At 53.6% G+C, this 22,889-nt stretch carries 26 protein-coding genes; 14 read left to right on the forward strand and 12 right to left on the reverse strand.

Annotated features, from left to right (window positions below; genetic code table 11):
* Window positions 1–3 precede the first annotated feature (3 nt).
* Window positions 4–762: a GntR family transcriptional regulator gene (locus tag HALA3H3_RS20605; protein WP_009287856.1), complete on the reverse strand. Its 759-nt coding sequence runs from the start codon at window positions 760–762 to the stop codon at window positions 4–6.
* A gap of 89 nt (window positions 763–851) precedes the next feature.
* Between HALA3H3_RS20605 and HALA3H3_RS20610 the strand changes: the two genes are divergently transcribed.
* On the forward strand, window positions 852–1,712 hold the full coding sequence (locus HALA3H3_RS20610; RefSeq protein WP_022523435.1) for an amidohydrolase family protein: 861 nt from the start codon (window positions 852–854) through the stop codon (window positions 1,710–1,712).
* A gap of 103 nt (window positions 1,713–1,815) precedes the next feature.
* Entirely contained in the window at window positions 1,816–2,103 is a 288-nt protein-coding gene (locus HALA3H3_RS20615) for a sll1863 family stress response protein (RefSeq protein ID WP_022523436.1), read from the forward strand.
* Window positions 2,104–2,158: 55 nt separating this feature from the next.
* Here HALA3H3_RS20615 and HALA3H3_RS20620 read toward each other — a convergent pair whose 3' ends face one another.
* Window positions 2,159–3,370, reverse strand: coding sequence for a toxic anion resistance protein (locus HALA3H3_RS20620; protein WP_022523437.1), 1,212 nt, complete (start codon window positions 3,368–3,370; stop codon window positions 2,159–2,161).
* Between the two features lie 97 nt (window positions 3,371–3,467).
* On the reverse strand, window positions 3,468–4,409 hold the full coding sequence (locus HALA3H3_RS20625) for a hypothetical protein (RefSeq protein WP_022523438.1): 942 nt from the start codon (window positions 4,407–4,409) through the stop codon (window positions 3,468–3,470).
* Between the two features lie 364 nt (window positions 4,410–4,773).
* Here HALA3H3_RS20625 and HALA3H3_RS20630 point away from each other — a divergent pair, with 364 nt between their 5' ends.
* Complete coding sequence (locus HALA3H3_RS20630; RefSeq protein ID WP_009287860.1) at window positions 4,774–6,081, forward strand: ATP-grasp domain-containing protein; 1,308 nt, start codon at window positions 4,774–4,776, stop codon at window positions 6,079–6,081.
* A 150-nt stretch (window positions 6,082–6,231) separates the two neighbouring features.
* On the opposite strand, the gene HALA3H3_RS20635 is transcribed toward HALA3H3_RS20630, so the two are convergent.
* Window positions 6,232–6,993 (reverse strand): DUF2182 domain-containing protein, encoded by a 762-nt coding sequence (locus HALA3H3_RS20635; protein ID WP_053857055.1) that lies wholly within the window; start codon window positions 6,991–6,993, stop codon window positions 6,232–6,234.
* Window positions 6,994–7,018: 25 nt separating this feature from the next.
* Complete coding sequence (locus HALA3H3_RS20640) at window positions 7,019–7,624, reverse strand: DUF1326 domain-containing protein (RefSeq protein WP_022523440.1); 606 nt, start codon at window positions 7,622–7,624, stop codon at window positions 7,019–7,021.
* A gap of 221 nt (window positions 7,625–7,845) precedes the next feature.
* On the opposite strand from HALA3H3_RS20640, the gene HALA3H3_RS20645 reads away from it, so the two are divergent.
* Together HALA3H3_RS20645 and HALA3H3_RS20650 are read left to right on the forward strand one after the other, a co-directional pair.
* Window positions 7,846–9,795, forward strand: coding sequence for a winged helix-turn-helix domain-containing protein (locus HALA3H3_RS20645; protein WP_022523441.1), 1,950 nt, complete (start codon window positions 7,846–7,848; stop codon window positions 9,793–9,795).
* Window positions 9,796–9,926: 131 nt separating this feature from the next.
* Window positions 9,927–11,549: a BCCT family transporter gene (locus tag HALA3H3_RS20650; RefSeq protein ID WP_022523442.1), complete on the forward strand. Its 1,623-nt coding sequence runs from the start codon at window positions 9,927–9,929 to the stop codon at window positions 11,547–11,549.
* Window positions 11,550–11,570: 21 nt separating this feature from the next.
* On the opposite strand, the gene HALA3H3_RS20655 is transcribed toward HALA3H3_RS20650, so the two are convergent.
* The 4 genes from HALA3H3_RS20655 to HALA3H3_RS26960 all read right to left on the reverse strand — a co-directional run bounded on the left by HALA3H3_RS20655 (window position 11,571) and on the right by HALA3H3_RS26960 (window position 13,545).
* Window positions 11,571–12,638, reverse strand: a complete 1,068-nt coding sequence (locus HALA3H3_RS20655) for an ion channel (protein WP_022523443.1) — start codon at window positions 12,636–12,638, stop codon at window positions 11,571–11,573.
* 219 nt (window positions 12,639–12,857) lie between these two features.
* The gene (locus tag HALA3H3_RS26955; RefSeq protein ID WP_155705851.1) at window positions 12,858–13,001 is read right to left on the reverse strand and encodes a hypothetical protein; all 144 of its coding nucleotides are present in this window, start codon (window positions 12,999–13,001) and stop codon (window positions 12,858–12,860) included.
* Window positions 12,998–13,324, reverse strand: coding sequence for a hypothetical protein (locus HALA3H3_RS20660; RefSeq protein ID WP_141224391.1), 327 nt, complete (start codon window positions 13,322–13,324; stop codon window positions 12,998–13,000). The genes HALA3H3_RS26955 and HALA3H3_RS20660 overlap by 4 nt, the downstream gene beginning before the upstream one ends.
* A 50-nt stretch (window positions 13,325–13,374) precedes the next feature.
* The gene (locus tag HALA3H3_RS26960) at window positions 13,375–13,545 is read right to left on the reverse strand and encodes a hypothetical protein (protein WP_155705848.1); all 171 of its coding nucleotides are present in this window, start codon (window positions 13,543–13,545) and stop codon (window positions 13,375–13,377) included.
* Window positions 13,546–13,678: 133 nt separating this feature from the next.
* Here HALA3H3_RS26960 and HALA3H3_RS20665 point away from each other — a divergent pair, with 133 nt between their 5' ends.
* From HALA3H3_RS20665 to HALA3H3_RS20690, 7 genes are all read left to right on the forward strand, one after another.
* A complete protein-coding gene (locus HALA3H3_RS20665) occupies window positions 13,679–13,861 on the forward strand; it encodes a hypothetical protein (RefSeq protein WP_022523445.1) in 183 nt (60 codons plus the stop codon).
* A gap of 142 nt (window positions 13,862–14,003) precedes the next feature.
* Window positions 14,004–14,174, forward strand: a complete 171-nt coding sequence (locus HALA3H3_RS27175) for a hypothetical protein (protein ID WP_022523446.1) — start codon at window positions 14,004–14,006, stop codon at window positions 14,172–14,174.
* Between the two features lie 303 nt (window positions 14,175–14,477).
* Complete coding sequence (locus tag HALA3H3_RS20670) at window positions 14,478–15,158, forward strand: Bax inhibitor-1/YccA family protein (protein ID WP_022523447.1); 681 nt, start codon at window positions 14,478–14,480, stop codon at window positions 15,156–15,158.
* Window positions 15,159–15,242: 84 nt separating this feature from the next.
* Entirely contained in the window at window positions 15,243–15,632 is a 390-nt protein-coding gene (gene tusD / locus HALA3H3_RS20675; protein ID WP_027959443.1) for a sulfurtransferase complex subunit TusD, read from the forward strand.
* 10 nt (window positions 15,633–15,642) lie between these two features.
* Window positions 15,643–16,008, forward strand: a complete 366-nt coding sequence (gene tusC, locus HALA3H3_RS20680) for a sulfurtransferase complex subunit TusC (protein ID WP_041159477.1) — start codon at window positions 15,643–15,645, stop codon at window positions 16,006–16,008.
* Between the two features lie 16 nt (window positions 16,009–16,024).
* Window positions 16,025–16,315: a sulfurtransferase complex subunit TusB gene (tusB, locus tag HALA3H3_RS20685; RefSeq protein ID WP_022523450.1), complete on the forward strand. Its 291-nt coding sequence runs from the start codon at window positions 16,025–16,027 to the stop codon at window positions 16,313–16,315.
* A gap of 1 nt (window position 16,316) precedes the next feature.
* Window positions 16,317–16,667 (forward strand): TusE/DsrC/DsvC family sulfur relay protein, encoded by a 351-nt coding sequence (locus HALA3H3_RS20690; RefSeq protein WP_022523451.1) that lies wholly within the window; start codon window positions 16,317–16,319, stop codon window positions 16,665–16,667.
* Between the two features lie 33 nt (window positions 16,668–16,700).
* Here the strand turns inward: HALA3H3_RS20690 and HALA3H3_RS20695 are convergent, their stop codons facing one another.
* Both HALA3H3_RS20695 and HALA3H3_RS20700 read right to left on the reverse strand, forming a co-directional pair.
* Entirely contained in the window at window positions 16,701–17,333 is a 633-nt protein-coding gene (locus tag HALA3H3_RS20695; protein ID WP_009287864.1) for a helix-turn-helix domain-containing protein, read from the reverse strand.
* Window positions 17,334–17,455: 122 nt separating this feature from the next.
* Window positions 17,456–18,397, reverse strand: a complete 942-nt coding sequence (locus HALA3H3_RS20700; RefSeq protein WP_022523452.1) for a histone deacetylase family protein — start codon at window positions 18,395–18,397, stop codon at window positions 17,456–17,458.
* Window positions 18,398–18,500: 103 nt separating this feature from the next.
* Here HALA3H3_RS20700 and HALA3H3_RS20705 point away from each other — a divergent pair, with 103 nt between their 5' ends.
* Window positions 18,501–21,248, forward strand: coding sequence for a bifunctional acetate--CoA ligase family protein/GNAT family N-acetyltransferase (locus HALA3H3_RS20705; RefSeq protein WP_022523453.1), 2,748 nt, complete (start codon window positions 18,501–18,503; stop codon window positions 21,246–21,248).
* A gap of 74 nt (window positions 21,249–21,322) precedes the next feature.
* On the opposite strand, the gene pdxH is transcribed toward HALA3H3_RS20705, so the two are convergent.
* Window positions 21,323–21,967, reverse strand: a complete 645-nt coding sequence (pdxH, locus tag HALA3H3_RS20710; protein WP_009287866.1) for a pyridoxamine 5'-phosphate oxidase — start codon at window positions 21,965–21,967, stop codon at window positions 21,323–21,325.
* A gap of 235 nt (window positions 21,968–22,202) precedes the next feature.
* Here pdxH and HALA3H3_RS20715 point away from each other — a divergent pair, with 235 nt between their 5' ends.
* Window positions 22,203–22,889: a cytochrome b/b6 domain-containing protein gene (locus tag HALA3H3_RS20715; protein WP_022523454.1), complete on the forward strand. Its 687-nt coding sequence runs from the start codon at window positions 22,203–22,205 to the stop codon at window positions 22,887–22,889.

Below are 22,889 nucleotides of genomic sequence, written 5' to 3' on the forward strand. Positions count from 1 at the left end.
ATCTCAAGCAGGTTGATCACCGAGCGTGACACGGTAGCGGAACCGCTCTGGCCTTCCGTGTACTCGTCGAAACTCGATGACTCTGCCTGCAGGATTACGGGCAATGCGTTGGATGGCGGCGACCGGTGCCCCAGTGGCTAGTTCTAGATGCTTTGCACTGGCCTTAGTGGCGGTGCCGAACGACAGCTCGTCGGTTGCCGACGAGATCAAAATCCCGAATTCCTCCAGAAATACGGGATACAACAAAGGACCCATCGCTTTTGGATTCAGCGACATGAGCCCGTTGAAATCGGGTAAGCGTAGATAAATTTCTTCAAACAGCAGTGGGTCGCCTGACCAAAGGCGTACACGTTCCAGCTTTATACAGTGGCTGACTGATTCTTCGCCGAAGGCCTGCTTTACGTCGGCGGGAAGGGCGACTTCCTGATGACTGAGAATTCGACTTTCCGGAATAACGGGTACATCGGGATCTTCCACATCATGTACATGGAAAAAACGAAACAGATCGGCTCGGAAGGCGGGTTGCTTAACGAAAGTGCCGGTACCTCGCCGCCGATCCAGCAGCCCCTCATCGACCAGCTGCTTCAGGGCCATCCGCATAGTTGCTAAAGCAACGCCATACTCTTCGGCTAAACGGTTCTCCGAGGGAATCATGTCGCCTGGTTTCCACTCACCATTGGCGATCCTTGAGCCTAATTGATCACGGAGTTTGGCGTACAGGGGTAATCTTCCGTCCGTATTAGCAGAGAACTTGGCTTGCATAGGGTCACCCAGTGGTTATCTTGATTTCTTGAGGTCATTGAAGACCCGTGTATACTTCCAGTCAACCAGTTCTCTAGAGAACTAGACTTATGTATAACAACTCAGGGATACGAAATCCCCAGTCAGAACGTAATGAGGTGCCAAAAGTGAAATTAGGTTTTGATTGTCATGCTCATGTCTACGGGGCTGTTAAGGAGGCCAACGGGTCTAACTACAGTCCATCCCGTCCTGCACCACTTTTGAATTGGCAAGAAAACCTAGAAAGCTGCAAATTAAGAGGCGGGGTACTGGTGCAACCGAGCTTTTTGGGAAACGACAACCGGCAGCTGCTCGAAATTCTCTCCAGGCTTAATCATGCGTATCGCGGGGTCGTTCAGCTAGCCAAGGAGACGACGTTAGAGGAGATAGCCGCCCTTGATGCTGCAGGTATTGTAGGGGTGCGATGGAATCTCATTGAGGGGCGCAGCGCATTGCCAAACCTCAAGGATCCGCAATGGATAGACTTTCTAGATAATCTTAAAGCTATGGACTGGCATCTTGAGCTGCATCTGGAAGGGAACCGGTTACCTGAAATTTTTCCAGCATTACATGAGCATGGCGTGAAGTTAGTCATTGATCATATTGGGCTGCCAGTCGACGACGTTCCTATGCAAGACCCAGGCTGTCGTCTTCTGCTTGAGTCAGGACAGGCAGAACGAACCTGGGTGAAGCTCTCAGCCCCCTATCGTTCGCCTGTGTTTGACCTCAGACCGCATGTCCAGGCATTGTTGCATCATCTTGGACGTGATCGGTTAGTGTGGGGCAGTGACTGGCCATGGACGCGCCATGAGAATAAACACACTTACCACGATACTTACGGATGGCTCAATGACTGGGTTAGAGATGCTGATGATCGCCAGCACATTCTTGATGCGAGTCCTAGAGCCCTGTTTCGCCTGAGTGATTCATAGCGAGGGTATACCAACTGCTAAGAGGGCTGACATATGACTCGGATTGGAGACAGGGGGATATCCGCTTCGAACTGGAGCCCGTTACTGAAGGGGAGATATCACAATGAGACAGCGTGACGAATTCGTTGAAGAAATGAAAGCCAGGCTCGACGAGTGGAATGCTGATATCGATAAGCTGACTGCCAAGGCTCGCCAGGCGAGCGACGAGGCGAGGGTGAAGTACCAAGAGGACATCGATCGACTCAAGAAGCGCCAGGCGGAGACTCAACAAAGACTTGATGAGCTTCAGCATGCCAGCGAAGCGGCCTGGGAGACTGTCCGCCAAGGTATGGAAGACTCTTGGGAGTTGATGCGTAAAGCCTTCCGGGATGCCTCTTCTCGTTTCAAATAGCTTATTCAACTAACCTTGTTCAAACCATGCGTTTCACTTAAAAAAGCCTGAACAGTTAGCTGGAGTCGCGGCCCTCTTGTGGTTGCGATTCGCTGCCTTCTTGAAGACGCGCGATGGACGCATTTCCCTGCTTTGCCAGGGTAGCCAGGCGGTCGATCTGCTCGTCCAGGCGGGGTAGGGCCTCTTGCCGATAGCTTGATAGATCGTCGATGGCGCCCATCACCTCGCTGAAAGCCTCCTCAAGCACTTGCATGTCGAGCATTGCGGAGGAGGCACGCTTCTGGATGTCCACGCCTTGCTGTCGCAGGGCCTTGGCAGTGCCGCCAATCATCTGCGATGTGGTCGTATTGAGGGCTTCGATGCGATCCAGCACCAGGCGCTGATTAGCCATTGCCATGGCCACCGTGACCGCAACGGTGAGCGCCGAGACGGTGACGTTAATGGCCCTGTCCACACCGCGCATTAATTCCCGGTTGTTGCGGATGATCACCTCTAGCGCCAGTATACCTTGCTGACTTACCGCCAGTTGCTGCTGTAGGTCGACAATGCGCTGGCGAAGAGGAAAGAGCAGCTCTTCCTCAAGAAATTGACGCCGCGGATCATCGCCATCGCGAGCGGCTATTTCATCTTGTAGGCGGTGGTCAATCATCCGGCCCAGCGCAATTTGGCGGTTCAGCTCGCCAAGGATTTTAGTTAACGCCTGCTGGTCATCGTTCAGGGTGAGGTTGTCACGATGCAGCATGTCGCGACCACTTTCCAGATCCTCAATGATCGCATCCAGCGCCTGCTGGGTATTCTCGAACTTACGAAAGTAGCGCTGCAAGCGGCTATCCAGGCCGGGAATGACCGCCAGAACGCGATCCAATGTAGTCGGCGCCAGGCGATGGCGTGCAGGGTCGAGCCCTTCCATGCGCCCACGCAGATCGGTCAGTGCCTTGGCAACCGGCCCACCTTCGTCGCCTTGGTGGGCCAACTTACGCAGCGGTGTTTGCAGCATGGCGCTGCGATGGGCAGCCTGCTGCTGCAGTTCAAGGCCCATCTCATCCACGGCACGGCGCTGGCGAACTACTGACTCCTCATCACCTTCGGCGAGGATATCCTCGACAAAACGGTCGGCCATCGCCTCAAGCTCAGGGTCGATATCACGCTCATCGGGGGTTACCGATTCAGCCTGACTTGCACCCAATCGACTAGCTCCCAACTGGTCAGCGATCTCGTCCACCGGTGGCAGGGAGAGGCGTCGTTTGTCATCGGATTGCTGAGCCATAGAGATCTCCTGGGCTATAAAGCTATTAAAAATGCAATGAAATAAAACGGTTTAAATACAACAGAGTGAAAATTGCACATTAGCATTGCCTGTCAGCTTAATCCTTGCGGCCATAACGATCGGCCCCTTCGACGAAGCGGCGCAGATCTTCCAGCGCTTTTTCGGTGGTGACCGACGCCTGGGGGCGAGCCGTCTCGATGCGCGCCATGGAAACAGCGGTATCGTCGAGCACTGTCAAGGCGGATTCGATGCGGGCAGAGAGCTTATTCAGCCGGTGCTCGGTTTCCACTAGCAAATCGAGGCGACGCACCAGGGCAGCACGCTCTTCATCGCTTAATCGTTTGCCTTCCCGCTCCAGTCGACCTCGTACGTAATTACCGTCCACGCTAACCACACCACGTGCTTGGGAGGCCATGGTCGTCAACGTATCCACCGCGCCGAAACAGACTTGAGTGACCAAGCCTTGCGAGCGCTCGAAAGCCAGCTCGCCAGTATGGAATCGGTCGCCTAGTACGTCCATCACATGGCGGTAGCGGCTGTATAGGCGGTCTGTCAGGATTGCCAAGTCGGGACGGTGCACATCGAGCAAGTTCTGCTTGGCCCGGCACATGGCCAAGACTAGATCGTCGGCCCCCACGGGTGGCCTTGCGGGGTCGAGCACCGACACACCCGTTTCATAGGCGTTGCGCTCCTCTTGAGCACGGCGCTGCTGTGCTGCGGCCTCTCGTTGAGCCTCATGGCGACGCACGCGGCGGCGGGCCAGCCAGCCGCGTAGCGTTCGCTCGATAGGAAGTGCTACAGGAATGGCGACGATGCCTGTCAACCAGCCAAACAGGCTGGGGCTGAAACCACCCCATAGGGAGGTCAGCCATAGCAGCATGCTGATGAAGGGAACCACTAGGCAATAGCGGGCGATTACCTGGAGACGACTGGTAGTCGATACTGGAAGCGCCAGGCCAGGATTGAAGAGGCCGACCAGTAGCCAGGGCAGGCAGGTCATAAACAGGCCATAGGAAAATCCCTGCAGGAATCCCAACATAGATACGGCTATCCTTCGGTCATGGAACGCAAACACTGCGTGTAGAATAACTGAGATAGGTCGCTAAGCACCAGCTGGGTAACTACAGGCTATTGGCTGGCTGTGAACTGCTATTTAACCTTTCTCTTAGAAATTATCCCCATCTTTTTGGCAAGATAACTTCTACAGAAATTTAACAGAAGTTTTACAGTTTAATTGCCATTTGTAACCGTATCGACTAGCTTAGTTACGACGGGTGCGCTAAAAAAACCCTAATGCTGGCTTACTCAATCGTTTCTGAACACCACTGACTGCGGCTTGGCTCACTTGGTGCGCTCCAGTTTCAGCCCAGTCAATTTGGGTTAACCAGCAAGGAGGACATCAAATGTCGATAACATCAGAAAAGCAATTACCCGAAGCAGTAGCGGCCTGGCGTGATCCAGAAATGGACTCGGTGAAAGGTACCGAGACCCCCAAAGATCCGAACAAAGGTTACATTGCCTTACTTGGATGGAGTATTAACGCGATTAAGGCGGCGCAAAAGTTTGACCGTCGCTATATCGTCGTTGCTCCTGAATGGGCTGAGGATTTCTGTGCCGCGAACAATATACCGTTCATCTCCTGGGATTTTATTCGCTTGAATGATCGTTCCATGGAGATTGCCGAAAAGTTGAAGGCTGAAGGCGTAGACGTCGCCATCCCACTGTTTGAAGAAACCGTTGAGTGGTCAGGTGCCATCAACTCCGTTCTTCTCGACAGCCCACGCATGTTTGGTCAGTCTATTCTATTCCGTGATAAGGCCTTGATGAAGCGCCGTGCCCAGCTTGGCGGTATCCGCGTTGGGATATTTGAAGAGGCGCACGAAAAAGAAGACATCGTCCGCTTTATGAAGCGCGTCAATCAAACGCTGCTCAAGCTTGATGGTGATCCGGATGACCCGATACACGTCAAAGCATTCGATAAAGCCGGTTGTCTTGGCCACCGGATGATCCGCACGTTAGAAGAAATTGATAACATTCCGGATGAAGAGTATCCGCTGCTGATGGAGAGTCACTTGAGCGGCTGGGAGTTTGCCGTTGAAGCCTGGATACACGATGGCAAAATTCAGTTCCTGAATATTTCGGAATACGTGACGTTAGGCTACTCGGTGTTCGTGCCTGCTACCCAGGAGCTTGAGAGCTGGCGCAATGCGATCACCAAACAGATCGAGCTGTTGATCAAAACCTTCGATATCCAGTTCGGCTTGATTCACCCCGAGTACTTCGTGACAGCTGACGGTGAGATGTACTTTGGCGAAGTTGCCTACCGCCCACCCGGCTTCAAAGCTTTCGAACTGATCGAAAAAGCCTACGGTTTCAACGCCTATCAAGCGTCAATGTTGGTGTTCGACCCGAAAAGCACGAAAGAAGAAGTAGCGGCGTTCTTCCCCCGCGAAGTAGTCGATGCGAAGGGTTACGCAGGTTGTTTCGGTGTCTACCCACGCCGTCGTGTTGTCAGCAAGCTGGAAATGCCTGAAGAGACGATTAATCACCCGTACTTCGAGTCACACGAACTGGTCGCACCGGCAGAAGAGACAGTGCCTGACCGGTCTGCTTTCGGGACTCATTGGGGGCTCATCTTCTTCTTTGGCGACGATCCCATCAAGATGCGCGATCTGCTAAAAGCCCAAGAGGATCTGGACTTTTACGTCTAACGTTCGATAGCGCAAGACTCTGAGCTATGGGCGCGTATATCAGTGTCAGGAGTACTCCATAATCCCGATATTGATATAGGCGCCCTTTATTTTGCCAACGCTGCGGGAGTGGCCCCACCAAAAGGCCAAGGTAATTATCCCAGGTACGATTTAATAGGCAGCAGACAGCAAAACGATGACGCCTACACCAGTAAGCAGGAACCCGCTGATTTGGCTAATCCGTTCTGCTTGGGGGAGTAGCTTCTCTGCTAGAAAATAAAGGGCTAGCCCCGCCATCCAAACTAGGCTCATAATGCCGCCGACAAACATCAGCAGCATCAAGGCCCAGCAGCAGCCGGTGCAGTAGGCGCCATGGCGGAGCCCCATGATCAGCGCTCCGCCGTTGCCTTCGCGCCATTCGGTCATCAGAAAGCTTAAGGGCGAACGACACTTGTTCAGGCAGGCCTGTTTAAGATCACTGAACTGGAAAGCACCTGCGGTTACCAGCAGGGCGCCTCCCAACAGTGGGGTGACGTGGCCCATGGATGAGCTTAACAGCGCACTCTGCTGCAATGCCCATTGCATGACGGCGGCTGCCACCGCAAACGCCAGCCACACGGCAAGGTAACCTGCTATGAAAACCCAGGTGGCTGCGCTGGCACCTGCCTTGCGTTCGCGCTGCTGGTGGATGCGCAGAAAAGTAAGCAGCATGGGGCTAGCGCTGGGTAGCATCATGGCCACCATCATCACGCTCCACATCACAGTGGCCGTGACCAGCACGCTCATGCCGTCGTCGCCTGTGCTGGCCATCTCCCCATTCATCGGCATTTGCGCGTGCATGCCGTGCATAATCAGGTAACCCCACGCCAATATTGCCACGGTTATCAGTGCTAACCAGGTTAGTAAGCGTTCCCGGGCATGGAGAGTGCTCATCGTCAGTTCCATCGCCAATGCCCCCTCAAGACCCGCTGTAAGCGAAGGGTGAATAAAACGCACTGCGTTCGCTAAGATCAATGTTGATGCCGTAAGCACGGTGCAGCAACGATTGCGACTTGGCCACTACCAGAGACTCGCCCGGCGCTACCGCCAACGGGTGATGATGAATGGTCACCTCAGCGCCGTTCTGGCCCTCCAGGGCGGTAATTTCCGTGTTGGCGGATTGGCCAAGTTTCAGATGTCGATGCCCCTTTTCCACTTCAAACTGGATGGGAAGGTGTTCTACCGCGAGCACCTCGCCGATAAAGGTGGCCAACAGCGCCGGGTGGCCACCAGCCTGGCCGCCGAAGATGCGGCTTAGCGCTTCCTGTTGGGCCTCATCTGCCCGCTGGTCGATATACAGCACGACTTTCCAGTTGCCCTCGGCCATGGGGCCGGGGGAATGCAGGGCGATGGCCACATTCCTATCGCCGAGATCCACCGCCTCGAACTGGCCTTGAGTAATGTGCCAGCCCACCAGGGCGGTACATTCACCCTCGGTAGGGCTGCCGAGGAAGATACACGGGCAGGCACCTTTGCAATTGCAGCTTTCGAGGTAGTCGCCTTTCAGGCTCCATTGGGGATTCATGTCGTCTCCTCCTAACGTCGTTGGATGGCTTTTGTGATATTTCTTTTTGGGTATCTTTTGTTATAGCGCTGAATCGCTCGCGGGATGTGAGGAACTGATGAGAATTACGTGAGAATTGCATCTGAGTGTCATCGTTCGGCGCGCAACTACTGTGTCGGGTGGTATTTGTAGCTATGCTGAACTCAGGTATCAGCTAAGCCTGACACGTAGAGAAACCAGCCATGTGGCAATGGACGTCGGATTTGACGACCAACCGGGCCTATCAGGGTTTCGTTGGCCGCACTAATGAGCTTGATACTCTTCGCGGTGTGCTTGCGACGGCAGGGCCTCGGGTGGCGCATGTCTATGGTATTACCGGCATTGGTAAGACGGCGCTGCTGGACATATTGGCGGCCGAGGCGGAGGACGCAGGTGCTAGCGTCATCCGACTGGACTGTCGCCACATAGAGCCCACCGAACCTGGATTTTTACATGCGCTAGGTGTCGCCATTGGGGATGGCGGATCGGGGGTGGATACGCTGGTGGAGCGATTGGGCCTGCTGAGCCCCACAGTTCTTCTTGCGCTGGATACCTACGAAGTGTTCAGGCTGCTCGATACCTGGCTGCGTCAGGTATTTGTCCCGTTGTTGCCGGATAACGTACGCATCGTCTTTTTCAGTCGCCAACGCCCTCTGGATGTCTGGTTTGCGGCGCCGGACTGGGGGCGCCTGGTTCAGAGTGTGCCGGTACAGCCGTTGAGCCCGACGGAGGCTCAAGTGCTCCTTAACTTGCATGGCATACAAGAGGAAGACGCGGTCTCCCTGATCCGGGCCGCCCATGGTCATCCGCTGGCGCTGAAACTGGCGGCCACCGCCAGCCGGGAAAACCACGCCCGTTCGTGGCCGCAAGAGACGGTGCTACAGCACGCGGTTGATGAGCTGAGTCGGATGTTTCTTGCCGATGTGGAAGATTCAGCGAGCCGACATGTGCTGGAGGGCGCCGTGGTGCTACGCCGGGTGACGGTCTCTCTGTTACAGGCATTGTTTCCGGAACTAGATCCCCAGGATGCCTACGAGCGGCTGCGCAGGTTGCCTTTTGTGGATGGCATGCATGACGGGCTGATTATTCATGAGGCCGTGCGTGATCCGCTTGCCCGCTCCCTGCATGCCAGCGACCCTAGCCGCTACCTGGACTATCGTCGGTCGGCCTGGCGACAACTGGTTAGCGAGTCGCAATTCGCGGCCAGCGACGATCTCTGGCGCTATACGGCGGACATGCTCTACCTGATTGAAAACCCCGTGGTGCGTGAGGCATTTTTCCCCACCGTGACGACGCTTCACAGCGTGGAAGCGGCACAGCCTCAAGACGATGAAGCCCTTACCGGGATTGTCCGCGCCCGTGATGGCCGTCAGGCCAGCGAGCTTCTGCTGCAATGGTGGCGGCGCATGCCCCAGGCGTTTTCCATCGTGCGCGGCGTGACCGGGGAAGTAGAAGGACTGTATTGCAAACTGCGCTCCGACCAGGTTGAACCCAGTTGGTTGCTCAATGACCCGGTGACCGCCCAGTGGTATTCCCATCTTGAACAGTCGCCTATGCGGTCGGGCGAGGTGGCGTTATTTTGTCGCCGCTGGCTAAGTCTCAAGGAAGGCGATTCACCCAGTGAAATACAGGCGGCTATCTGGCTGGATCTCAAGCGTAGTTACATGGAGCTGCGCCCTGGGCTGCGGCGGGTCTATCTTACGGCGACCGATCTTGGCGCTTACCGGCAAGTGGCGCAGCGGCTGGGGTTTGAAGCCCTTGGCGGATGGGAGGTGGAACTGGATGGCGTTTGCTATCCGAGTGCGGTGCTCGATTTCGGGCCGGAGTCTGTGGATGGCTGGCTGGCGGAGCTTGCCGCGGCCGAGCTGGGCATAAAGCGTGATCCTGCCTTGTTAGATGTCGAAGCCCGGCAACTGATGTTGGCGGAAGGCTTCGTTGCGCTGACGCCCCTTGAGTTCGGTGTCATGCGCTATTTGGTCGAACACCAGGGTAAGGCAGTGTCCCGTCGTGAGCTGTTGCAGCATGTCTGGGGTACCCGATATCAAGGAGGCAGCAATGTGGTTGATGCCATTGTACGCACCTTGCGCCGCAAACTTGGCAGCCAGTCTGCGCGGATAGAGACGTTGACTGGAGTGGGTTATCGGCTGAGATAATCGATTATCGTCTATCAGGTAAGTGGTTACTCATACGTAGTTTCTCCTGGGAAAATATCACGGTTTGCTGGCCCCTTGGCGTTATCGGTCAATGACTCCTATGTTGGTGGAAAGACACGGGAGGAATAATAATGGATGCACTAGCGAGAAAACTGGGTCTCAAGACGGATCCCATCATTTTTTTCACGTCCGCAGGGATCATGATCCTTTTTCTTGTGGTGCTACTGATTGCGCCGGGCCCCATCGGGGCAGCCTTTGGTGCCGGGCGGGAGTGGATTGTTACCAATCTTGGCTGGTTTTTTATTTTAGGGGTGACGAGTTGGGTAGCGTTTCTGCTGTGGGTAGCGCTTAGCCGGTTCGGGGCGATCCGCTTGGGGGGCAATGATGCAAAACCTGCCTACAATAATATCTCCTGGTTCACCATGCTGTTCGCAGGCGGCATCGGAACGGTGCTGATGTTCTGGGGCGTGGCCGAACCCATTTCCCACTTTTCTAATCCACCCAGGCCGGATGTTGTGCCTTTCTCTGTGGAAGCCGCCGACGATGCCATGAGTTTTTCGATCTACCATCTGGGGCTACATACCTGGGCGATTTTCGCTATGCCCGGACTGGCTTTTGCTTACTTTATTTATCGCTATAATCTGCCGATGCGTTTTAGTTCAGTATTCTATCCGCTGTTAGGCGAGCGCATTTATGGCCCTCTCGGCAAATCTCTGGATGTCTTCGCCATACTTGGCACCCTGTTTGGCGTAGCGGTCTCTATTGGCCTGGGCACCCAACAGATCAATGCGGGGCTAACGGAGTTGTTTGGTATTCCAGATGCCGTTATCACCAAGGTGTTCATCATTGCCATGCTGACGGCTGTCGCTGTGGGATCGATTGTGGCGGGGCTGGATTCAGGCGTGAAACGGCTTTCTAATATCAATATCGCCATGGCCGTCGGCCTGTTGTTGTTTGTACTCTTTACCGGGTCGACCGTTTTCCTTTTGCGCGCTGTGGTCGAAACCTTTGGTCTCTACATAACGAACCTGCTGCCCATGGCTTTCTGGAATGACACGCTGGCAAGCTATTCCAGGGATGGCGGCGCCTGGGGGTGGCAGGGTAGCTGGACGGTATTCTATTGGGCCTGGACAGTGACGTGGTCGCCTTTCATCGGGATCTTTGTGGCGCGAATTTCACGCGGGCGCACAATCCGCGAATTCGTCCTTGGTGTGCTTTTTGCCCCCTCTATCTTCACACTGGTTTGGTTTGCAATTTTTGGTTGGTCGGCAATGGAGATCGACGGGATTGGGCCCGATGCTCGAGAAGCACTGGGAGAGCAAGCAGGTATCTTGTCTGCCGCCGTAGGTGAAAGCATCCCCCTCGCTATGTTCGCATTCTTCGAGAGCTTCCCGGCCGCTACGTTAATCCAGGGCTTGGCTGTTGTGATCGTTGCGATCTTCTTTGCCACGTCATCAGACTCTGCGTCCCTGGTTGTCGATATGCTGTGTACCGGCAGTGCGGATCCCGGACCATGGCATCAGCGTGTTTTCTGGGGTGTTTCGGAGGGTATGCTGGCAGCGATGCTGATTGTGCTTGCGGGCGATGCCGGGCTTACTGCTTTGCAGGAAGTGATTACCGTTGTTGGCCTACCGATGTTCATTTTGGTGTTTGCAATGATGTTCGCGTTATACCGCGGCCTGTCGCAGGAAGATCTTAGCAAAGTGCAGGTGGGGCGCCCGCCCAAACGTGAGGAGTTAGCGCCGGATGAATAGGTAAGCGGTGGATCAGAACTATCATAAGCAAATTTCCACGCTGAGAAGCTCGCTCAGTTGCTGCTGAGAAAGGCGTCTATCAGCCATGTAGTAGAGTATGTCACCATCTTTGAGTGGGCGGTCGTTGGCGGGATTGAGCATATTACCTTCGCCGTCGCCACTGCTATTGGCGAGCCCCAGTACGGTGGCGTTATAAACCTTTTTTGCTTGCATAAATAGATCGCCAAAGGTGGCGCCGGCAGGCGGTTGGCTTAACCTGGTTTGGTACTGGGTAGCGCCACGATCAACCGCGAGTAGTTCGTTAACGACCCGTGAAATTCCCGCATCAGAGGCTGAGCGTACCAGCATTTCCAACGCTAAGGCCTGGGTGCATTCGATGCCGGGCAAAGTGCGCCGTAACATCGCTGCGGTGTCGGGATTGGCGCAGTGGGCAACGATATGAGCGTTTTTTGCTTTAAGGCTGTAGGCACTTAGCGCTACGGTGGCCACCCGATCATCGCTGGTGTCGTAAATGATGATGCGGCTGGCGCTTTCGACACCCGCTCGCTTGAGAAGCTCGGCATTGGAGAAACTTTCCCCTTTAATAAACTTTAAATCCGCAGGGCGTGGGTTGCTCATCTCTTTGGTAACGCAGAGCACGATTTCATCCGGCAGGCCTTTATCGGCTTTAAGAATGTCCAAAATGCGCTCGGTAGTTTCGCCGTGCCAGCCAATGACAAGGGTGTGACCGGACAAGTGGCTGAAATCACCTTTACCTTGCATCTGTAATCTCCAAAAATTTGAAAGTGTGACGGTGGCTTTACCGATCAAGGCAGCGAACAGTGAAATGCCGCCTGGAATGAGATAGATCGTAGCGATCCACTTCCCGGCCACGGTTGTTGGGCTGAAATCGCCGAAACCTACGGTGCTAGAAACAACGACATAAAAATAAACCCAGTTGGTAGCGGAGTCGGCCACCGATTCGCCGACCAGTGAGAAAAGCACCCAGGTGGTGCCCATATGGGCGAGCACAATAAGAAGCAGAAATGTCCACGAAATTTGTAGCGTAGAGGCTTTAAGAACGCGGAGCAGTCGCTGAATAACAGGCATGGTGATCTCTTACGGTGATGGTGTGTCAGCCCAGTTTTTCGGCATGGGAATTGATTGATGATAAAAGAGTGACCCGGTTCCTTCGCTGTCGCTAGCCCTATCATCACCTTTAAAATAAAAATGAGCTGTTGAAGCGAAACAATACGCGCCTGCTAGCGTACTCTTAATAAACAAAAGGGCCGCTATTCGCGACCCTTTCATATTTGCTAACTGGATTTATTAAGCAAAGTGTTTGGCAATCCAGGAAAATGCGCTATCGGTTAGCGATTTTTTACCGTGATGTTCTCGGTGCTGGCTCCATACCATGCCACCTGACACGACCACTAGGCTCATCAACATGCCAGCAAGGATAAGTTCATTCATGGCTTATCATCCTCATCTGAGGTTTTATCACGCTCAACGTAACCATAGCCGAAAGACCCTACAAAGATCAAGATTATACCTAGCCCCACACCGAGCCAAACGTTATCGGTATTCAGGCTGGGGTTAGTGACTACCCAGCCAGCAGTGAAGCAGGTAGCGACCACAATGACTCCAACGTTGCGAGTCGCCTCTAAAAACTGTTGACGAGTCGCTCGGGCGCCGATTCTACGGCGATGGGCCGAGGCCCTGCGTTCTTGTAAGCTTTTCGTTAGCCTGGCACGCAGGGCCTCTTGTGGGTCTTTACCGCCATGAGGTTCTTTCAAGCCATCACCTGCCATTAATCCAGCAAAATCAACGTGAAAATAATGTGGTATTAAAATCCTGCCTTATTCACTTGGGTGCCGCGTATGCCGTCACCGTAGACCATGGTGTCGCCAGCCTTCTCTGCCAGTTGGCGACAGTCTGCGGTTCTTGATGAAGTGGGGCCTGAACTGCAGCCTGCAAGTATAAAGGTAACCTGGCAAAGGGCGATGAGTGCTTTCATTGATGACTCCTTGTCAACAAATAATCCATTCGACATTTAACCTTATAGGCGTTGCATATGTCGATGTCATGCGGGGGAACATCGTGCTTAACCTGAATGTCATAGCTGAAGTTTTATTTTTTAGGATAAGCATATGGATCGTGTATTTGCATGGGATCACCACCACAGTCAGGTTGTTTACCGCATTCCCGGCCATCAGTATGAAGATGGCCGGGAAGATAGCGCTCTCTCTCCCGTATGGCTGCCCGCGGAGGAATCAGATTTACCCGAGGGGGTAATGATTGACGATCTGCGCAAAGTATCCGTTAAGGAGTAGCCGCGGCGTGTTCTGAACAGCTGCTTTGCGCGCTATTCAACGCTTTCAAACAGAGGATTTTCAGGCGTACAAAATAGATTGTGTTTGGCTAGTGATCGGCTAATATGCGGATGTTAGTCCCACCATCTCTGGATATGCCGCCATGTTAAAAGGTTTGATCGTCTGTTTTGCGGTATTGTTTGCGCAATTGGCGGTACTGCACGTGATTGATGCTCGTATCTATAATTCTCCTCAAGATGCGCGTCAAACGGCGGTAACCTCCGTTACACCACATAAAGATGAAAAAGAAGACGAAGAAGAGGTGCAAAGCTAAGCAGTGGTTATCCTCGATCCGGTTTTTGAAGCCGGTGAAGTATAACCTAGCCTTGCTAGCAACCCTTTGGCGGCGCTGGGCGTCGCCAAAGGGGCGGTTTGAACGATCAATAAGTAGAATTTTTTTCATCTTTTGGTGTCCAAACGAAGTGCTTAACCAGCATAGACAACGCTTACAAAGCGGTTTCAACGTTGAATCACCATTGGTGAAGGGGTGTTCTCGAGACAGACAAAGGCTTGCGTCTGGAACTCGGTAACGGCATGCTTGTCAGTTGTTGGAAATACCATTAGGGAGCATGAACACATGGCTTACAACGATTTACGCACGGCACGTCCTCAGTCGAGTGGCGTTGCCAATAGTGTTAGCACTAACAAGGTATTGCGTAACACCTACGCGCTACTGGCAATGACGCTGCTGTTCTCAGCAGTCACCGCGGGTGCTGCTGTAGCCCTCGGCATCCAACAAATGAACATCTTCGTGTTCTTGGTTGGTGCCTACGGCTTAATGTTCCTGGTACATAAAACCGCAAATTCTGCGGCCGGCTTATTAGCAACGTTCGCCTTTACCGGCTTTATGGGGTTCACGCTTGGGCCGATTCTTTCTGCCTACCTGACCCTGCCTAATGGCGGTGCGTTGATTATGAACGCGTTGGCCATGACCGGTCTGACGTTTGTTGGTCTTTCCGCGGTAGCGCTAACCACCAAGAAAGACTTTAGCTTTTTGAGCAACTTCTTGATGGCGGGCGCCATCGTGTTGATTCTGGCCATGGTGGCTGGGTTCTTCTTTAACATCCCGGCGCTTTCATTGATGGTGTCAGCTGGCTTTGTGCTGTTTGCTTCAGCAGCCATTCTGTATCAAACCAGTGAGATCATTCATCGCGCTGGTGAAACGAACTACATTCTCGCTACGGTGACGCTCTACGTATCCATCTACAACCTGTTTGTTAGCCTGTTGTCGATTTTGGGTATTATGAGCAGCGATTGATCTAAGCAAACGATAGACGATATGACAGGCCCTATTGCTAGGGCCTGTCTTTTTTTAGGGTAACCGTTACCAGGTATTATCATGATGCAGTACGGCTTATTGGTGATGGGGGCGCCGTATAGCAGCCCAGCACCGCACTCTGCATTGCGTTTTGCCCATGCCGTTCTAGCGCGAGGGCATCAGATTGCCGGTGTTTTTTTCTATCACGACGGCGTTCATAATGCATCATCGCTGATGGCTCCTCCCCAGGATGAACTCAACCTCAGAGAAGCCTGGATTGAGCTGCATCAGCAGCATGCGATTCAGTTAGATGTCTGTATTGCCGCTGCGTTGCGGCGAGGATTGATGAGTGAATCGGAAGCACAGCGACATGGCAAGCAGGCCTTTAATGTAGCACCTCCTTTCGAGTTGACAGGGCTAGGGCAACTGCTTGAGCTACAGCAACGCGCTGATCGCCTGATTACCTTTGCTTGAAGGAGAGCCAATGGCGACACCTGATGCGCTATTAGTGATAATTCGCCACGCGCCCCACAGCTCAAACTGGTTACGTGAAGGGTTAGATGCCGCACTGGTGGCGGCGGCCTTTGGACAACCCGTGCATTTGCTGTTTATGGGGCAGGGTATAATGGCACTGCTGAAAGAACAGGGCAGTGGTGCGCCGGGGCAAAAAGCCACGCTGCCCACCATTGATATGTTGGAAATGTATGATATTGACAAGCTTTGGGTGACCGAAGAAGCGCTGCAAGGGATGCATCTATCCGCCGATTCACTGGTAGAGGGCATCACCCTGATAGCGGATCAGGAAATACCAGGGCTGTTACAGCAGCACACCCAGATACTTAACTTTTAGGCCTAGTGAGAGAATTATGATCTTACACATCCTCACCAAAGCGCCTGATAGCATTGTCGCTACTCAAATGCAGCAAGCGATAGGGGAGCAGGATGCCGTGCTGCTGATCGAAGAAGCGGTAACAGCTGCCCTTGATCCCTCCTGGCAGGCATGGCAGCAGTGTCAGTCGCGCATATTCCTTCTATCGGAAGACCTTATAAGCCGCGGGCTTGCCAGCATTGCCACGGATAATGAGCTGCCCACACTAGAGATGGATGGCTTTGTGGCGCTCACCGAGCAGTATGAAAAGACAGTTACCTGGTACTAAGATGTCTGACACGAAAATATACCGTTATCTTGATTCGCAAAAAAAATATCCGCTAGACCCGGAAGGGTATCTCGTTAACCAGTCAGAGTGGGACGAATCTGTCGCTCATTTAATGGCTGAAGAAGAGGGTTTAACACTTACCGCTGAACACTGGGAAGTTATCAAAGTCGTGCGAGCATTTTATCAGCGTTACGAAATGGCTCCGGCGATGCGACCGCTTGTGAAAGCAACCAAAAACGCACTGGGTGAAGAGAAAGGGCGTTCTATTTACCTGATGCAGCTTTTCCCCGGCAGCCCGGCAAAGCGAATTGCCCGCCTGGCCGGTTTGCCGAAGCCTACCAACTGCCTATAATCCGTGTGAATGGCTCGCTGGTTTGCGAATAGCTTAGGCCACATCACCGCGCGTACAGACCGACAAAACAACGGCATCGTCTGGACTAGTGGATACCAGTGCATGGCCCATATCACTATCAAAATAGATGCTGTCGCCCTCAGCTAGCACTAATGGGGCGTAAAATTCGGTGTAGAGCATAATATCGCCATGCAGCACCATCAAAAACTCTTCGCCATCATGACGTACCCACTGGTGATACTCGTCAAAGCTGCGTGCCCGTACGATGGTTTTGAAGGGAATCATACGTTTTTGGGCGAGCTGATGGCCCAATAATTCGTGCTCGTACGTGGGCGTGGGGTGCAGTTGCCCTTTGCCTTTACGGGTTAGATCGCGCCTCCCCATGGTATAACGTTCCCGCTTGGGGGGCGTGAGCAATTGAGGCAAGTCGATGTTGAGCCCAGTAGTGAGTTTTTGCACCACGCTAAAGGTGGGGGAGACTTGGTCGTTCTCAATTTTAGACAGCGTTGAGCGGGCAAGCCCGGTGCGCTGGCTAACCTCTTCCAACGTCCACTGATTAGCGAGACGAATTTGTTTGAGCCGCTCGCCTAAACGCAACGGCTCAACAAAGGGTTTGCTTCCCGATGCAATACGCAGCGCGGCATGCTCTTCAGTCGTAGCGGTCATAGGTTGTCACATTGGCTGCGTTGTCTAACGGTGCGTGTCTATAGGCGCGCGTAAACAAGCATGATATCACAGCAAAGAAGTGGCTAAGAACGGCCGGCAGAAGCAAGAGTGCTGATGCATATCTAGGGTGCTTCAGCAAACGGCAGCCCTAAAAGCGCTTTTAGATGCGCCTCAACGCCACTCGCCAGCGACTTCGGGTTATAGCCGCCTTCAAGCACCGATACAATGCGATTATCGGCATACAGGGTGGCGATCTCCATGGCTAGATGGGTAATCCAGTAGAAGTCTTCATCCTCTAAACAGATATCCCCCATGGGGTCATCACGGTGAGCGTCGAAACCCGCGGAGAGCATCACCAAGTCAGGTTTAAAGGCGTGCAGGGCAGGTAGCCAGTGGTTTTCGATGATGCGCCGGAACTCTGGGCCATCGGTGCCCACTTCAAGCGGGGTATTCACAACGTTTTGCCACTCGCTGCGCAAATAACGCCAGGGGTAAAACGGATACTGGAAGCTGGTGCAGATCAGTATCTCAGGATCATTTTTAAAGATATCGATGGTGCCATTGCACTGATGAACATCAAAATCCAGTATAGCGATACGCTTGGCACCATATTTGGCTCGCGCATGGGCCGCCCCCACGGCGATATTATTGTAAAAACAGAATCCCATCGCGTCGCTGGCTTCCGCATGGTGGCCTGGTGGTCTAACCGCACAAAAGACGTTATCCGCCTGACGCTTAAATACCTGATCTACCCCACGAATAACCGCTCCCGCTGCAACCCGTGCGGCTTGTAAGCTGTCAGGATTCATCATGGTATCGCTATCTAGCGTAACGAGGCCTTCGGTGGGCAAGCACTTCTCTAGGGAGCGCAAATGGCGCAAGGGGTGTACTCTGGCAAGAGACTCCTCGCAGGCTGCCTTGGCATCGGCCTGCATGGTTTGCTGTAATAACCCAACAAGCGATAGGCGAGCGCGAATAGCCTCCAGACGCTGAGGGCTTTCAGGATGCTCCGGCCCCATGTGGTGCAATGAGCAGTCTGGGTGGGTAAGGTAGGCGGTAATCATTCCAACGCTCCATTATCATTGATGCCACCTTAATCGCCTTCAGGGCCTGGGCGACAGTGTCAATAAGTCGTACAGCCGCGATTCATGTCAGGGGAGACGCATTTTGAGTACGCGCTTTTTACACCATTTTTTCGAACCTCGCACACTAGCGGTGTTTGGCGCCTCTGAAAAACCCGCGTCGTTGGGCGGTCTAGTGCTGAGAAATATTCAGGAGGGTGGTTTTAAAGGGCCGCTCTGGGCAGTCAATCTAAAAGGCTACTCCCAAGTCTTCGGTGTGCCGTGCGTCAGCCGCGTAAGCGAGCTACCCGAAGTGCCCGACTTAGCCGTGGTCTGCTCGCCGATTGAAGGTGTGCCCAGCCTGATTAAAAAGCTTGGGCAATACGGTGTCAAAGCGGCCCTGGTGCTCTCGGGCGGCGCTTACCTGGATCGAGATAAAGGCAATCAGGGTTCCATTCGCGAACGAATGTTGAGTGCGGCACGCGTCTCGGGTATTCGTGTACTCGGCCCCGAGTGCATGGGGCTAATTGTACCGGGCAAAAAGCTTAACGCCTCTTACGCCAGTCAGCCGGTGAAAGCGGGCCGCGTCGCTTACCTGGGCCAGTCCGGCATGCTGGCCAATGCGATGATTGATTGGGCCGCCGGGCGTGATGTGGGCTTTTCGCACTTGATAACCGTTGGCGACAGTGTCGATGTGCTATTGCCAGACCTGATCGATTACGTTAATCAATTCTCGCCCGCTCAGGCCATTATGCTGCACCTTGAGCGAATCAGCGACGCCCAGCACTTTATGACCGCCGTGCGTGATGCATCACGTAATCGTCTGGTACTGGCAATAAAAAGCGGCCGCACCCCAGAATCGGATATATCCGGCATGTCACCCACGCCTGGGATTGCTAACCGTGACGTGGTGTTTGATGCCGCTTTTGCTCGGGCAGGGGTGGTGCGGGTAAATGATTCCGATGAGCTGCTTGATGCGCTGGAAACCCTGTCGCGCATGAAACCCCTGAAGGGCGATCGTCTGGCCATTGTCTCTAACGGTTTAGGGCCCGCCATGCTGGCGATCGATAAGCTGATTAGCGCGGGCGGTAAATTGGCTGAATTTAGCGACGAAACCCAGGCAGCGCTGCACCGTAGCGAGGTCGATATGAGCAAGCCGGGCGAGAACCCGGTGGATCTGGGCGGCAACGCCTCGCCCGAGCGGTTTGTCCAAGCGCTGGAGATTGTCGCTGCTGACGCCAACGTGGATGCTGTATTGGTGGTGCATGCACCCACCCGGATGGCGCCATCGCTGGTGACTGCCCAGGCGCTGATCGATAACCGCAAGAAATTTCGCCGCAACCTCCTCACCAGTTGGATGGGCTTAAAAGAGGCGCTTAATGCGCGCCATATCTGTAATTTAGCCGGGATTCCAACCTATATTTCACCCGAAAAGGCCGTTAAGGCGTTTATGCATATGGTGATTTATCAGCGCGTTCAAGCGCTGTTGCAAGAGATCCCCCCCAGCCTGCCATTTTCCACCAGTCCAGAAATACGCGCCCAGTGCCGTACACTGATTAAGCAGGCAAAAGAGCAGGGCAGGCAAACCTTGACCCACTCTGAAACCGCCCAAGTGCTCGAGGCCTACGGTATCCCCACGGCACCCAGCGTGTATTTGGCCAACCCCGATGAGGCGCTTGCTCGCGCTGCAGAGATACCTGGCACCAAGGCGCTGAAAGTGGTTCATGAAGGCAATTGTCGTCCTTATCGCTACCGCAAGCACCCGCATAAAATTTCAGCAGGCTTGCTACAGGACTTGGACACACCCGAACAGGTAGCGGAAGGCGTTCGCCAGCTAGGTGAAAAAGTCGCTGAAAAATTTCCCGAGTATGCGATCCGCGAGTACTGTTTACAGCCCATGCAGCGTGGCAAGCACTCGATGCAGATTTGCGCGGGCATTACCCGTGATCCGGTGTTCGGCCCACTTATCGTCTTTGGCATCGGTGGTTATAAGGTCAACGTGCTGGCTGACCGCCAGGTCGCGCTGCCGCCGCTCAATATGAGCCTGGCTGCCGATGTAGTAGGGAGAACCCACGCCGCCTCATTAATTCGTGAACACTCCGCCGACCCAGAGCGTGACATTCAGCATTTATGCCAAATGCTGGTCAAACTATCGCAAATGGCATCCGATCTGAGCGATCTACGGGGTCTGGAAGTAAATCCTCTGCTGCTGAATCGTGACGGTATGGTCGCCGTCGATTTCGCCCTGGATCTTGGTTCGCCATCGCGCTTTGCGATCATGCCGTACCCTGAAGAGCTGCGTGAATGGGTGACGCTGAAAAACGGCTGGCAGGTCGAGGTAAGGCCTATTCGTGCCGAAGATGCCCATTTGATTACCACCTTCCATCGCCAGCTCTCGGAAGAGAGCATCCGTTTCCGCTATTTCCATAATAAGTCCAATTTAACCCAGCGCGACCTGTCGATTCTGTCGCATATCAATTACGACCGTCAGATGGCGTTTATCGCGGAATATTTAGGCGATGAGGGCAGCAAAGAAATGCTTGGGGTGGTGCGGGTATGGAATGACCCGGACAATATTCGTACCGAGTTCTCGGTCATTATTCGTGATGACCTTCAAGGGCTGGGCATTGGCAGCCTGCTAATGAAGAAGATGATCGATTACTGCACGAACATCGGCACTCTGGAAATGGTCGGCAAAATTATGGTCGATAACCATCCAATGCGGGCGCTAATGAAACACTTAGGCTTTAAATGCCGCTATAACATGGAAGAGCAGGTGATTGATGCGGTGTTACGCCTCAACGAACCCGAAAGTGAATGGCAGCGGCACCGCCTTGAGAGCCTACCAGATTAGGCATTTGAAAAGCTTTAAAAACGATAAGACCTGCGTATAAAACGCAGGCCTAAATTGTGAACTTGTTGCTGACGTTATGGCGCCATGCGGAAACGGCCCCATTCACCGCCGTCACGACGCTCAAAGCGTAGGCGGTCATGGAGGCGGCTAGGCTGACCCTGCCAAAACTCGATCATTTCCGGCGTGACACGATAGCCACCCCAGTGGATCGGGCGGGGAATATCCTGGCCATCATAGGCTTGCTCAAAGCGCTTTTGGCGCTCTTCGATCCAGTTGCGGTCGGGAATCACCACACTTTGAGTCGCAATCCATGCGCCCAATTGGCTACCCCGTGGTCGGCTGGCAAAGTACTCATCAGACTCATCGGCTGAAACCTGCTCAACAGGCCCTTCAATACGTACCTGTCGTGAAAGCGAAGGCCACCAGAAGGTCATGGCCGCGAAGGGCACATTGCTCAGCTCGCTCCCCTTATGACTATGGTAATTGGTGTAAAAAACCATGCCGCGCTCATCAAATCCCTTTAACAGGACCACCCTAGCGTGAGGGCGGCCTTGGCTATCTACGGTGGCTAGTGTCATGGCGTTGCCATCTTTGCCCTCTTTTTCCAGGGCAAGGCTAAACCACTCATCGAATAGCACGAATGGATCGTCGGGTGTCTGGGACTCATCAAGCCTGCCGCCTTCATAATCACGCCTGATATCGGCTATGTTACGTGTCATCGAATACTTCTCCCTGGAGTTTCATCCATGTTCGCCGGTCTGTCTTTAAAGCTCAAGTGACCGACATCAATGGATGTTTAATGCGTTGACTCACTGCTTATATTTTCGGCGGTGTTGCGACTAACCGTTACGACTGACGATTGCGGCTAACTGTCTCGCATTCTATGAGAAAGACTCAATTAATGCGAAGCTATCTCACCACTGGGGGCTCATCACTGCTGAGAGAGGACATGTTATGCGCGACAAGGTAGCGATTGAGGTATGGGATGGCTGGCTTCGCCTGTTTCACTGGGGGTTAGTGGCGGCGGTGTTGATTTCATTTTATACCACCAAGACTAGCGGAGCGCCTTTCCTATTTCCAATTGAAGTGCATGCCCAAGCGGGCTACCTCATAATCGGATTACTCGTTTTCCGATGGCTGTGGGGCCTACTGGGGAGCGTGTATGCGAGATTTAAAACGTTTTTATATCCACCCGTTGAAACAGTTGCTTATTCCCAATTGCTGCTAAAGCGTCGGCCCGGCGCTTATGCCAGCCATAATCCGCTAGGCGGGTGGATGGTACTGCTGATGCTGCTTTCGCTTAGTTTCCAAGCAGTGAGCGGCCTGTTTTTAAGTGACGATATCTTTTTTCAGGCGCCGCTCTATGGCGTATTTGGCGATGGGGTAGGTGGCCAGCTTAGAACCCTGCATCAACTCAATAGTGATCTACTCATCATTCTAATCGGTCTGCACCTGGCTGGCTTGATCGCACATCGGCTGCTGGGTGAACCGCTAGTAGCAGCAATGCTGGTAGGTACCAAGCGCTTTCGCCAGCAGCCAGTCGATGCGCGTAACGAACCGTATAATGTTGCCACGCTGCGTTTACGTGCCATCGGCATTTTATTTATTGCTGCTGGCGTCGTCCTATGGCTGTGGTTTTAA

This window comes from Halomonas sp. A3H3 (assembly GCF_000982975.1).
Classification (GTDB): domain Bacteria; phylum Pseudomonadota; class Gammaproteobacteria; order Pseudomonadales; family Halomonadaceae; genus Vreelandella; species Vreelandella titanicae.